The 13,125-nt window shown below is 38.8% G+C and carries 13 protein-coding genes; 6 read left to right on the top strand and 7 right to left on the bottom strand.

The features are described 5' to 3' along the window. Positions 1 to 143: 143 nt before the first annotated feature. The 6 genes from Q4443_RS09325 to Q4443_RS09350 all read left to right on the top strand — a co-directional run bounded on the left by Q4443_RS09325 (position 144) and on the right by Q4443_RS09350 (position 6,703). Complete coding sequence (locus Q4443_RS09325) at positions 144 to 1,784, top strand: fibronectin-binding SSURE repeat-containing protein (protein ID WP_213952354.1); 1,641 nt, start codon at positions 144 to 146, stop codon at positions 1,782 to 1,784. An 80-nt stretch (positions 1,785 to 1,864) separates the two neighbouring features. Beyond that, entirely contained in the window at positions 1,865 to 2,563 is a 699-nt protein-coding gene (locus tag Q4443_RS09330; protein WP_000751225.1) for a response regulator transcription factor, read from the top strand. Then, positions 2,560 to 3,594: a cell wall metabolism sensor histidine kinase WalK gene (locus Q4443_RS09335; protein ID WP_042768210.1), complete on the top strand. Its 1,035-nt coding sequence runs from the start codon at positions 2,560 to 2,562 to the stop codon at positions 3,592 to 3,594. The genes Q4443_RS09330 and Q4443_RS09335 overlap by 4 nt, the downstream gene beginning before the upstream one ends. 202 nt (positions 3,595 to 3,796) lie before the next feature. Continuing rightward, positions 3,797 to 4,408: a 30S ribosomal protein S4 gene (gene rpsD, locus Q4443_RS09340; RefSeq protein WP_000092756.1), complete on the top strand. Its 612-nt coding sequence runs from the start codon at positions 3,797 to 3,799 to the stop codon at positions 4,406 to 4,408. A 219-nt stretch (positions 4,409 to 4,627) separates the two neighbouring features. Further along, positions 4,628 to 5,434: a hypothetical protein gene (locus Q4443_RS09345; RefSeq protein WP_080978818.1), complete on the top strand. Its 807-nt coding sequence runs from the start codon at positions 4,628 to 4,630 to the stop codon at positions 5,432 to 5,434. Positions 5,435 to 5,455: 21 nt separating this feature from the next. Then, the gene (locus Q4443_RS09350) at positions 5,456 to 6,703 is read left to right on the top strand and encodes a toxic anion resistance protein (protein WP_049519130.1); all 1,248 of its coding nucleotides are present in this window, start codon (positions 5,456 to 5,458) and stop codon (positions 6,701 to 6,703) included. A 36-nt stretch (positions 6,704 to 6,739) separates the two neighbouring features. On the opposite strand, the gene Q4443_RS09355 is transcribed toward Q4443_RS09350, so the two are convergent. From Q4443_RS09355 to Q4443_RS09385, 7 genes are all read right to left on the bottom strand, one after another. Then, positions 6,740 to 7,261 carry an HXXEE domain-containing protein gene (locus Q4443_RS09355; RefSeq protein WP_255778278.1) on the bottom strand — a complete coding sequence of 174 codons (522 nt, stop codon included), beginning with the start codon at positions 7,259 to 7,261 and terminating at the stop codon, positions 6,740 to 6,742. 722 nt (positions 7,262 to 7,983) lie between these two features. Continuing rightward, a complete protein-coding gene (locus tag Q4443_RS09360) occupies positions 7,984 to 8,118 on the bottom strand; it encodes a hypothetical protein (protein ID WP_255778472.1) in 135 nt (44 codons plus the stop codon). A 43-nt stretch (positions 8,119 to 8,161) separates the two neighbouring features. Then, positions 8,162 to 8,500 (bottom strand): Cd(II)/Zn(II)-sensing metalloregulatory transcriptional regulator CadX, encoded by a 339-nt coding sequence (gene cadX, locus Q4443_RS09365; protein ID WP_303408312.1) that lies wholly within the window; start codon positions 8,498 to 8,500, stop codon positions 8,162 to 8,164. A gap of 11 nt (positions 8,501 to 8,511) precedes the next feature. Continuing rightward, the gene (locus Q4443_RS09370; RefSeq protein WP_002911684.1) at positions 8,512 to 9,126 is read right to left on the bottom strand and encodes a CadD family cadmium resistance transporter; all 615 of its coding nucleotides are present in this window, start codon (positions 9,124 to 9,126) and stop codon (positions 8,512 to 8,514) included. Between the two features lie 299 nt (positions 9,127 to 9,425). Beyond that, positions 9,426 to 11,489: a heavy metal translocating P-type ATPase gene (locus Q4443_RS09375; protein WP_002893754.1), complete on the bottom strand. Its 2,064-nt coding sequence runs from the start codon at positions 11,487 to 11,489 to the stop codon at positions 9,426 to 9,428. 1 nt (position 11,490) lies between these two features. Then, positions 11,491 to 11,769: a DUF6110 family protein gene (locus Q4443_RS09380; protein WP_002893755.1), complete on the bottom strand. Its 279-nt coding sequence runs from the start codon at positions 11,767 to 11,769 to the stop codon at positions 11,491 to 11,493. 180 nt (positions 11,770 to 11,949) lie between these two features. Next, complete coding sequence (locus Q4443_RS09385; protein WP_255260894.1) at positions 11,950 to 12,552, bottom strand: transposase; 603 nt, start codon at positions 12,550 to 12,552, stop codon at positions 11,950 to 11,952. Between the last annotated feature and the right edge of the window lie 573 nt (positions 12,553 to 13,125).

Below are 13,125 nucleotides of genomic sequence, written 5' to 3' on the forward strand. Positions count from 1 at the left end.
ACTCTCTTTCCAAATAATTAACGAGTCAATATAAGTATTTTATAAGAGGGATTTAAGAAAAATTTTAACTTTTTCTTAATCCTTTTTAATTTTAGGAGATTATACTAGAGTCATAAAAAAAAGAAAACTCTAAGGAGAATCCTATGAAATTCAATCCAAATCAGAGATATACTCGTTGGTCTATTCGCCGTCTCAGTGTCGGTGTTGCTTCAGTTGTTGTGGCTAGTGGCTTCTTTGTCCTAGTCGGTCAACCAAGTTCTGCACGTGCTGATGTCGTCAATCCGACTCCTGCCCAAGTCGTGCCAGACGCTGCTTCGGTGAGTGAAAAGAACGACTTACCAGCAGAGGTTCTCAAAAACGCAGTCGATGTAGCTCTTCCTTCAGAACAAGCAGACTCAGCACCTAAAGCAAGCTTGGATACCACAAGCTCTTCAGAAAAAGCGGACGCAACTGCTAAAGAACCTGCAGTAGCGCCAAAAGAAGAAGTACAAGCACAACCTGACTCTAAGAAACAAACAGAAGATGCAGTTAAACCTGTGGAAAGTCCTGCGTCTACAGTTTCTGGACAAGACCGTGAAGCTAGTGAAGCGCAACCAGCGACCACCCCAGCTGAAGTGCAAAAAGGTGTGGCTGACAACACCAAAGATACAGTAGATGTCCCAGCTTCTTACTTGGATAGAGCCAATTTCCCAGGTCCATTTACAGCTGGTGTCAACCAAGTCATTCCATACGAATTCTTTGCTGGTGATGGCATGTTGACTCGCCTGATCTTGAAAGCATCCGATAAGGCTCCATGGTCCGACAACGGAACAGCTAAAAATCCCGCTCTCCCACCAGTAGAGAAATTGGGCAAAGGCCTTTACTTTTACGAAGTGGACTTGGCCGGCACCCAAGGAAAATCTGATAAAGAGCTTCTTGACCTTTTGAAACAAAATGGTACACAAAGCTATAAAGCTACTATCAAGGTGTACGGTGCAAAAGACGGCAAGCCTGACTTAACTAATCTGGTAGCGACTAAAGATTTGGATGTTAACTTGAATGGCTTGACCACCCCAGCTGAAGTGCAAAAGGGTGTGGCTGACAACACCAAAGACACAGTAGATGTCCCAGCTTCTTACTTGGATAGAGCCAATTTCCCAGGTCCATTTACAGCTGGTGTCAACCAAGTCATTCCATACGAATTCTTTGCTGGTGATGGCATGTTGACTCGCCTGATCTTGAAAGCATCCGATAAGGCTCCATGGTCCGACAACGGAACAGCTAAAAATCCTGCTCTATTGCCACTTGAAGGCTTGGCTAAAGGTCAATATTTCTACGAAGTGGATTTGAATGGCAATACGGTTGGCAAAGATGGTCAGGCCTTGCTGGATCAACTTCGAGCTAACGGAACCCATACATACCTAGCTACTGTTAAAGTCTATGGATCTAAAGATGGCAAACCTGATTTGACCAATCTGATTGCTACTCGACAAGTAACGATTCGACTTCGTGGAAAAGAAATGGCGACAATACCATCTCAACAAGGTCAGATGAATACGAAGCCTTCTGAAACAGGCTCTACAGGTACGACTGAGGGTATGATGGGTACAAATCACCATATGTCAGATATGAAAGTAGATCAACCAGCTTCTAGCCCAATGGCTAATATGATGAAAAAAGATGATAAAGCGATGCTACCAAATACTGGGGAAGCTCAAACAGCTACAGCTGGCCTTGGTATCTTTGGTCTAGCCTTGGCAGGTCTTGTTGGACTTTTGGGTTTGACAACCAAACGAGAAGATTAAGATTCAAATCACTTAAACATTAGGGAAAATAGTGTTATACTAAAGCAAGTATAACACTGTTTTTATCGAAGGAGTGTCAGATGAAAAAGACAATTTTGCTGGTTGATGATGAGATAGATATTCTAGATATTCAAAACCGCTATCTTATACAGGCCGGTTACGATGTTTTGGTCGCCCATGATGGTAAGGAGGGATTAGAACTTTTCAGAAAAAAATCTATCGACCTCATTATCACAGATATCATGATGCCCAATATGGACGGTTATGATTTTATCAGCGAAGTTCAGTATATCGCTCCGGATCAACCCTTCCTCTTTACAACTGCTAAGACAAGCGAACAGGATAAGATTTATGGATTAAGTTTGGGGGCAGATGATTTTATAGTCAAACCCTTTAGCCCACGCGAATTGGTTTTAAGAGTGAATAATATCTTGCGTCGCCTTAGCCGTGGAGGAGAGACAGAACAGATCGAGTTTGGTGACTTGGTAATCAACCATGTGACTCATGAGGTTCGCATTGGGGAGCAACCATTGGAATTGACAGTAAAATCCTTTGAACTTCTATGGGTATTAGCCAGCAATCCTGAGAGAGTCTTTTCAAAGACGGAACTTTATGAGAAGGTATGGCAAGAGGACTATGTGGATGATACCAATACACTCAATGTTCATATCCATGCTTTGAGGCAAGAGTTGACCAAGTATACGAATTCCAATGCTCCTGCTATCAAAACTGTCTGGGGTTTGGGCTATAAGATGGAAAGACCAAGAGGTAGAAAATGAAATTAAAAAACTATATTTTAGTGGGGTATCTAGTGTCGACTCTACTAACGATTTTGGTCGTTTTCTGGGCAGTCCAACGAATGTTGATTGAGAAAAGTGAAGTTTACTTTCTAGTTGGAATGACCTTGATTGCTAGTTTCATTGGCGCTGCAGTGAGCATCTTTCTTTTGTCGCCAGTGTTCTCTTCTCTGAAACATTTGAAAAAACAAGCTCAGGATATAGCAAGCAAGGATTTCAGCACAGAAATTGAAACCAAAGGCCCATTAGAATTTCAAGAGCTGGGCCAGGCTTTTAATGACATGTCTCACAATTTGCAAGCTACCTTTCAATCACTTGATGAGAGCGAGCAAGAAAAGAGAATGATGATTGCGCAGCTCTCTCACGATATTAAAACTCCCATTACCTCCATTCAGGTTACTGTGGAGGGAATTCTAGATGGAGTGATTAAGGAAGAGGAACGGCTCCACTACTTAACCACGATTGGTCGGCAAACCGAGCGTCTAAACAAGCTAGTGGAGGAATTGGATGTTCTGACTCTTAACACCCAACCTCAAGATACTGCCGATGAAGAAGTCGAAGAGGTCTTTTTAGATCAGCTGTTGATTGAGTCAATGAGTGAATTTCAACTCCAGATTGAACAAGAGGAGCGGGATGTTTACATTCAAGTATCACCTGAGTCAGCGAAAATCAAGAGCCATTCTGACAAACTTTCTCGCATTCTGGTCAATTTGTTAAACAATGCCTTTAAATATTCAGAACCAGGAACCAGAATCGAGGTTCTTGCCCAATTAACAGAACAAGAACTGACAATCAGTGTGAAAGACGAGGGACAGGGGATCCTTCCTGAAGATTTGGAAAAGATTTTTAAACGACTTTATCGTGTAGAAACTTCGCGAAATATGAAGACGGGTGGACATGGATTAGGACTTGCGATTGCACGCGAACTAGCCCATCAGCTTGGTGGCGAAATCACAGCAGAAAGTCAATATGGCTTAGGAAGCAAGTTTACATTCAGCCTCAATTTGAAATAAAGCCGTAAAATCCCTTTACAAATCTAGCTTTTCATGGTACAATAGCCTTTGTGTGAAATAGCAGCAGGAAAGCATGAAGCTCGTCAACAGGTGTCTTATGACAAGTAACCTTTGGCTGTTTAGGCGAAGGGCATCTGCACGAATCAGGGCTTTCTAAGTGACTATTTCCGCCAAATATTATTTATATCAGGAGGACATACATATGTCACGTTATACAGGACCATCTTGGAAACAAGCTCGTCGCCTTGGCCTTTCACTTACAGGTACAGGTAAAGAATTGGCACGTCGTAACTACGTACCAGGACAACACGGACCAAACAACCGTTCTAAATTGTCAGAATACGGTTTGCAATTGGCTGAAAAACAAAAACTTCGTTTCACTTACGGTGTAGGTGAAAAACAATTCCGTAACTTGTTCGTACAAGCTACTAAGATCAAAGGCGGAATCCTAGGTTTCAACTTCATGCTTCTTTTGGAACGTCGTTTGGATAACGTTGTTTACCGTCTTGGCCTTGCGACTACTCGTCGTCAAGCTCGTCAATTCGTAAACCACGGTCACATCCTTGTGGACGGAAAACGCGTTGATATCCCATCATACCGTGTAACTCCAGGTCAAGTGATCTCAGTTCGTGAAAAATCATTGAAAGTTCCAGCAATCCTTGAAGCAGTAGAAGCTACTCTTGGACGTCCAGCATTCGTATCATTCGATGCTGAGAAATTGGAAGGTTCATTGACTCGCTTGCCAGAACGCGACGAAATCAACCCAGAAATCAACGAAGCACTTGTCGTTGAATTCTACAACAAAATGCTTTAATTTTAAGAAATATCTTACAGAAAGCCTACAACAGTGGGCTTTTTGCTTTGTCTTAAAATGTTGATTTCTGGGTTTGGGCAATGTCAAAAGGAGTGCTTTTATTCACTGAGAATCTTTCTAGCTATAGTGTAAAGAAATCCGTGTTTTAGTTGACTTTTCCGCCCTCATTTTCAGCTTTTGTGCTAAAATAGATTTATAAACTTAAGATAAGGAATGTTTATGAAATCGGGTAATGTATTATTGAAAGGATGCCTTTATTTCTGGGGTGGCTTGTTTTTGCTGGGTCTCTTGGTTCAGGTAGCTCTGCCTTTGGCAATTTGTGGTTTGATAGGTTTCGGGGCTTATCTAGCCTATAAGCGTTGGCGTTATCCTCTTTTGAAGGATCGTTCTTTGGAAGATCAGATTGAGCTTTTAAAAGCGCGGATTCGTCAGGCTGATAAAGATATCCAGCAGTTAGAAGAGACCTTGTCTGAGAAAGGCTCAGCAGCCTATAAAAGCCTAGCTAACCAGGTCTTGATTGAACTTCAAGAAATTCATCAAGAGGCTAATCGTTTAAAATCTTATATTGACGAAGCTGTTTATAGTCGCATTGATAAAAAGGTTCGCTCAGTAAGGGCGACCATAGACGTCCAGCTAGAGCGACTAGAAAGAGAGAGTCTGGTAGACATCGAAAACAAGGAGCCCGAAGAATTGGCGCCTGAATTGTCTCAGACCTTGGCAAATATTGCTGCGGACCATCAAGCGATTCTTGACAAAATCGAGTCATCGGATGTTGGAGCCAAAGAAGAGCTGACAGCCATCCATAGTTTAAAAATGGAGAAATTCCAAACAATTTTAGAGGGCTATTTAAAGATTAAGGCAAATCCAAAAAATTATAATCGGGCGGAAGAACGCTTGGAACAAGCTAAAGCAGCTATCGAACAATTTGACCTTGAACTAGACCAAGTTTTGAGAGAGCTCAATGAAACAGATATGCGCGATTTTGATATTAGCCTGCGTATCTTAGGAAAAGATCGCAAAGAATAGGGTAGACACAAAGGAGTAACCATGACAGAATTTAATTTTGATATTGATCAGATTGCTAATAATACAGTGGCCAAAGTGGACAAGACAACCGAAATCATCGAGACCAATACAGGCTCAGCCCAGACGATCACCTTTCTTGAAAAGCTAAGTCCTGAGCAACAAGAGCAAATCAAGGCGCGCGTCCCTCAGTTGGTGGATCAGTTTGTCACAGACCAAAATGCTCTCTTGGACTTTGGTCAATCAGCGGTGGAAGGTGTCAATGGTACGGTTAACCGTATTTTGACCGAGCAGAAGAAACTGCAAATTCCTCAGGTGGATGACCTGCTGAAAAATACCAACCGTGAGCTCCAAGGTTTTGTAGCCAAATATAAGAATGCTGAAATTGCAGAGTTGGAAGAAAAGCCAAACTTTTTGCAAAAATTGTTTAAAAAGAGCCAGAACAGTCTGCAAGAATTTTATTTTGACTCAAAAACAGTTGAGCAAAAGCTAGATGGCATGGCTGCTGCTGTGGTCAAGCAAGAAGATGTGCTGGCGCGAAATATTGTTTCTGCTGAAATGCTGATTGAGGACAATACCAAATCCATTGAAAATCTAGTGGGAGTTATTTCCTTTATAGAAGCAAGCCAGACAGAAGCTGGCAATCGTGCTGCAGAACTGAAGGCTCAAGTTGACCAACTAGATTCAAGTACGGTAGAATATCAAACCAAGTCCCAAGAATTAGCTCGTATGGCTGAAGTGGTCAATACACTGGAACAACAACATACAGAGTATGTTAGTCGCCTTTACGTAGCTTGGACGACGACTCCACAAATGCGTAATCTCGTCAAAGTTTCATCGGACATGCGCCAAAAATTGGGCATGCTTCGTCGCAATACCATTCCAACCATGAAGCTTTCGATTGCTCAACTTGGTATTTTGCAACAATCGATGAAATCAGGTGTCGTGGCAGATGCCATTGTCAATGCCAACAATGCCGCCCTTCAGATGCTAGCTGAAACCAGCAAGGAAGTGATTCCGCAGATGGAACGAATTGCCCAAAGTCCAACAGTAGCTGTTGAATCCGTCACCAAACTTGCTGAAAGTCTAGTCGCTCAAAACCAAGGTATCGTTGCTGCCATTGAGTTGGGACGTCAGAAACGTGCTCAACTAGAAACAACCATCGTCAAATCCGCAGAAATGATCAACGATTCTGTTAAACTCCGCGATGAGAAAATCGTCCAAGCCCTTCTAGACCAAGGAAAGGCTGCTCAGAAAGAAGTACAAGAATAAAAATAAATCCTCTGCAATGTAGATTTGCAGGGGATTTTATTCGTTTTTGTGAACAAGCCAGGTGGAATACTTTCTCCCAAGCCAGAGAGCAAAGAGGAGATTGATGACGACGATGCCTGAACCGACCAGTGAAAATAGGAAAAATTCGCTGGTCGAAACTCGCCATAAATGTACAATGTCTGTAATCAAATAAGCACTGACAGGAAAACAAATGGTAGAAGTAATCAGAGCAGGGATATACTTGCGAAGAAGGATTGATTGTCCGATATGGAGCAAGAGATGAAGTGCAAAGGCCACAAATCCCCCTAGCCAAACTAGTTCAAGAACTCTAGATTGAGTAAAATACGCTAATAAAGTGATGGATAAGACAAGGAAAAATTCTTCAAAAACAGCAAGGGCAAATCCCTCTGTTGTCATTTCCTTGTGGATTTTGAGAATAGTTGGCGCCTTTTGGGCAAGCAAGGTTTCGTTGAGACGGATCCAAGGGACAAGACCGATAATTTCTTCCATATCGTGAAAGATAAAAAGTAGAGGAAACATCCAAAGATAATACGCCATAAATCTCTCCTGAAAAGCTAAAGACTGCCAGTAAATAAAGCAAAAAACGCCCAGTAAGGCGTTTTGAGTTAGGTATGCTTACTTCACTTCTGTAAAAATTAACTTCTACTCTTACAAAGCTTATTCTGACATACTTTATAACAGTCTAAAAAAGGTAGAGATTCATACATTATCTAGATTTTCTAAAAGTACTCTATTAAACTTAAAACCTGGTTTGGAAAGTATGAGTTTCAGTTGGACTAAAAACAGCGTAATATCAAGGATTTTCTGAACAATATCTACTTTTTAATTTCATAAAATCTGAATCAATATTTTTAAAATAGGGGAATAGTTTAGGTCTCTAAGCATTAAAATAATACACCTAACTTTGGTCACCGTTTTTTAGTTATTCACTCTTTTTTCGGATAGTGTTTTTAAAGTTATGATGTAAAATGCCGCAATTAAAATACTATACATCATAATCGGAGGATAGAGAATTAAGGATAGAATCAATCCCACTCCTTTAATTATTAAGTCAGGTATCAATAACTTCCTATATTGTGCGGTAGCTTCAAGTATTTCTTTCTGATCTATATTGGGTTTATCAATTACTTTATGTAAAAACCAGTTTGCTACCGTTGAAACAATAACGATCAGTCCATAAAAGAGCTGTGCCCTATGCTACTAACTATTCCAGTAGCATAGGGCATAAATGAAACAAAAAATAAAAGATACAAATTCTTTCAAATTTCTCCCTTTTCAACTTGGCTAACTTGACCTGCATTACCTAGGTCGCTTTGCTTTAAATTATACTTTTTTCTTAAACATTTGATACGAGCAGGTATTTCTTGTGAGTAATTTTCATCAAAAAATTTCATATATAATCTCCCTATAATCATGGAAAAGTAGTAAAAATAGTTGTTATCCTAGTTGATTAAAAAAATCTCTGATTTCCTCATCTTTTATAAAATAATATATAATTTTCTCCTCTCTTCTAGTGTCCAAGATGTTTTGATTGGCTAGTTTACGAAGATGGTGGGAGGCAGATGCCATACTGAGATTTAATAAACAGGCTATATCGCAGACACAGAGTTCTTCGACGGCAAGGAGATAAAAGATGATATTTATCTGTTTATTATCGGTAAATTTTGATAAAATGCGAAGTGATTTTTGGACTTTTTCCTTTTCAAGGTAGTTCGTTGCGGTTGTAACATTTTGTTGATTTATAACATCCACTTGACAGATACTATCTTTTTTCATAATTTTTTCTCCTAGCCTAACACAGCCCATAGCATGTCAAAGCTGTTGTTTTCAATCAGGATATACATCCCCAATCCTAAATAGACAACGGCAATAAACCATCTGCTATATTTTTCCAAAGTTTCTCCAACAGAAGGGACTTGTGCTAATTTTTGGGCAGAAAAAACCAAGAGATAAATCATGACTAGAAAAGTAAGTAAAGTCACTATCAAATTCGCTAAATTTAAGGTGGTAAAATATGGGACAAAGACACCAATATTGTCAGCGCCACAACTTGCAAAAGTAATCATAGCGACTAGAAAAATCAGGTTTTTATTGTCTTTTCGCAAACCATCTTTTGCAATAGCTTCTCCATCAGAATCTCCTAAAAGCAAAACTTTGAGGCCTAGGAAAATTGGAATCAAACCGAGTAAGCCTAAAATCTCTTTACTAGGAATATAATTTAAGACAAATGCAAAAAGCAAACTTAGGAATATTAGACTAACAGAGCCTAGAAATTGTCCTAAATAGATGTTAATGATGTCCTTTCTGCTTTTTCTTTTGGCAAAAAATAACATTAGGATAATAAGTAAGTCTACGGCTGTCCCAGAATACAGGATTATTGAAGTAACAATATTTTGAATCATAAAACACCTCATTCAAATATATTTTTGAATGTATTCTAACATTAACCTTTGTAGATGTCAACTTAAAATCCACCAATTAATAATTGCATGTCAATATTTGTATTGTGAAACTAGTTTCAGAAATATATAGTCTTAAAGTATGTCCACTGCCAATGGTTTTTTCAATATTTAAAAGGAGAGAACCAATTTGGTCCTCTCCAGGGTATAATTTTCCATCAACCCACTACAGTTGACAAAGAGCCGTTATTCTCAAATGAGACAACTCCTTTTAGTTTTTATAACCTCAGCTTCTCGGTCTCTTACCTACTTTTAATAGAAAGACTACGAAGGACGATTCTTAAAGTAGTCAGATTGTGCAATATCGAAAGATTAGATGGGCTTAACCAATTTAACAACCCAAATCCAATTAAACTTCCATTTATTACAACTGTTTCTTGAATATTTCTTTGAATTAATTTCTGCAACGATTCAGATAAAGAATTCAATTCCTCGAAGAAATCTAAACGATTATCTAATAATAAAATATCACTCATCTGCTTAGAAATATCAGCACTTTCATTCATCACAACCCCAATATCTGCAAGCGTCAAGGCAGCAGAGTCGTTTAACCCGTCTCCAACCATCAAAATAGTTCGGCCAGCTTTCTGTAATTCCTGAACCAACTGAAACTTACCATCTGGTTTTAAATCAGTATAAACGTTGTCAAATGGCAGATCTTTAACCAACTCTTCTGTTCTAGCCAACGTATCACCAGTTGCCAGAATCAGTTTTTTCCCTTGGCGCTTTAGCTTTTTCAATGCAACTTTCGCCTCGCTTCTCAAGGGAGTGTGGATACAAAACATCCCAATTAATTCTTTCTTATAAGCCAAAAACAATAAATTGTAATGAGTCTTATATTGCTCAATCAAGGCCAGCTGCTCAGAACTAATTCTTACCTGTTCGTCTTGCATTAGTACATAATTTCCAATGACAACCGATTGACCATCAATTTGCGATTTAATCCCTTTGCTTGCAACATACTGAAGCTTGCCATGCATTTCTTCGTGTTCAATGCCTTCAATTTCAGCTTGTTTAACAATTGCATTGGCAATAGGATGATAGATATGTTCCTCCAAACATGCACTTATTCTTAAAATATCTTTCTCAGTATAATCTCCGAAAGGAAGAACCTTTTCAACCAAAGGATAACTCGTCGTGATGGTACCCGTTTTATCAAACAAGAAAGTATCCACTTCCAGATATTTTTCTAATACATCACCATCTTTAATAACCATTTCTCGATTTAGACCTTCCTTTATGGCCGTAAGGTAGGCTACAGGTGTGGATATTTTTAGAGCACATGAAAAATCCACCAATAAAAAGGAAATGGCTTTTGAAAACGAACCTGTTAACAGATAAGTCAAACCAGCACCTAAGAAGTTATATTTTACAACCTTGTCTGCCATCCTAATAAAATGACGTTGTTTTGTCTTCTTACTCTCTTCAGATTTTTTCATCAGATTGATGAGTTGCAAAATACGACTGTTTATCTGATTATCAGTCACACGAATTCTTAACTCTCCTGTTTCCAAAACAGTATTCGCACATACAGAATCTCCCTCTTTCTTTTCAACAGGGAAGCTCTCTCCAGTCAAGGAACTCTCATTGACCATGCCTAATCCTGAAACCACTTGGCCGTCAAACAAGATTTCATTCCCTTGGGAGACAACTAATACATCACCTACTTGAACATCAGAACTCTTGATGCTGATGACCATGTCTCCCCGCACTAAGAAAACATCACTTTCTTTAGCAAGAAGGCTTTGTTCCAAATCTGTTGCTGTTTTTTTTAAAGACCACTGATCCAGATGATTACCCAAATCAAGCATAAACATGATGTTGCTAGCTGTCTTGGATTGGTTCATAAACAAGGACAACAAAATGGCCGAACAGTCCAAGACCTCCATGGTTAGTTCCTTGCGCGCTAAAGTTTGATAGGCTTCTTTGACATAACCCAAAGCCTGATAACAAGTCCAAATATAACGAATAGGGTAGGGTACAAAACTTCGAAACAGCAAACGCTTAATCGCTGCACCCGATACAATTGAATAAGCACTCTCTTCTCTACGAATGGGAAGAGTCATCAAGTCCGAAACTTTCCCCTTGTCAATTTTTTTTAAAAAGGCCTCTGCATTTTCTAATACAGAGAAGCCTTCTTTCATACGTAGAGTAAAGTGCTGCTGATCCATATAAAACTGAATAGAGTCGATCCCTTTTTCATCTTTAGCCAAGGAACGAAGATAATCTTGAATATCCAAGGTCAGTGAAAACGAGGACGATAATCGGATATGTTGATATCCTCTGTGTAGCACTTTAAAAGACATATTATTCACCTGTCAGGCTATCTAATTGTTCTTCTTTCTTTTCCTGTTCGTATAAATATTTAGCGTCTTGTAAAACATCATCACCGTGTTGTTTTACAACAGAAACAGATGCATCCAGTCCATCTTTCAATTTGTAAGCTTTAGCCAAGGCCTTAGAATAGCCTTTCTTAGCTTCTTTACTTGCTAAGACTTTCAAGCCAAGCGTCCCAAATGCTACCCCTCCTAAGAAGAGAGATGATTTTTTCGCAACTTTTGCGACGTTTAATACTTCTTTTAACATGTTTATTTCCTCCTTGTAACTATTGTAGCGAAAAATGACAGCAAAAGCAATTGCTGATATCTGATATATAGATAAAATTCTCTATACTGATATTTAATTATATTATGATGAAAACAATATACTTTATTTTTTGATACTGTCAATAATTATGTGTAAACACTTAAGTAGAGTTACGGAGTGTTAATTAAATAAGCTTTCAAGTGTATCAGAACATTGACCAAACCCTTTATGGATTCGTTGACTTTGCTTGAAATTATAATCTTCAAACAACGTAACTAAGTAACGTTCCAGAGCCTCCTCATTAGGAAAAAGAACCTTCTTTTTCGTTTGATGTTTGATTTCTTTGTTAAGAGACTCAATGAGGTTTGTCGAATACATGCTGTGCCAAATCTGGTAGGGAAACTGATAAAAAGTTAAAAGATTATCCGTCTTCTCCAGACTTTCCATGACTTTCCTATACTTTGGTTTCCATTCGGCGAGAAAGTCCTCTAAAGCTTGTCCTGCCATTTCTAAATTTTCAGCACGATAAATCATTATAAATTGCCCCAGAATAACCGCTCTATCTGCTCGTTTCACTTTACTAGCTAGATTTCGACTAATATGAATTAAGCAACATTGTTGTTTAGCTAATGGGTGAGCCTGACTGATAATCTGCTCAAGCCCCTTAAAGCCATCTGTAACTACAAGAGAAATCTGTTGGATTCCTTGGTTTTGAAGCTTGTCTAACAGGGTGGACCAAGAAGCATTGTTTTCTTGAGGCAACTGTGCATAGCATATCTCTATGCGACTAAAGTCGCTAGAGCTATCCTAATTGCGCACCGCCAGTTCTCATAGAAAAAAACACCTTGCAAGATGCAAAGTGTTTTCGTTTGTATTCTGCTGTCCAGTAACGAATTAACGTTTACTAAATTGTGATGCTTTACGGGCCTTTTTCAAGCCTGGTTTGGAAAGTATGAATTTCAGTTGGACTAAAAACAGCGTAATATCAAGACTTTTCTCCGCTTTTATAAAAGCTTTTTTCCAATCAAATTCAACTAATTTTATCCGAATGGTGTGGATTTTACCCCCAAAATTACAGAGAATGGAGCTGATAAACACTAAACGTTCACACCATTAGTTAAATGATTTTTTGTTCATCATTTTTCTTAGATGATAGAACTTCTAATTTATTTCTTATTCAAGCAAAAACAACCTGCTATAAGTAAGAAAGAGGAAGATACAAGAAAAACACGGCGTAAAAACCGATTCAGTTCATTGTCCTCAATCCTTGTCTGCTTCATTTTCTTTTACGAGATCTTTTTGTGAATCCTTTTCAGAGAGTTTTTGATCGATATACTTGTTAATGGTTTCATAAAA

The organism is Streptococcus sp. GP0011 (genome assembly GCF_030546305.1).
Classification (GTDB): Bacteria; Bacillota; Bacilli; order Lactobacillales; family Streptococcaceae; genus Streptococcus.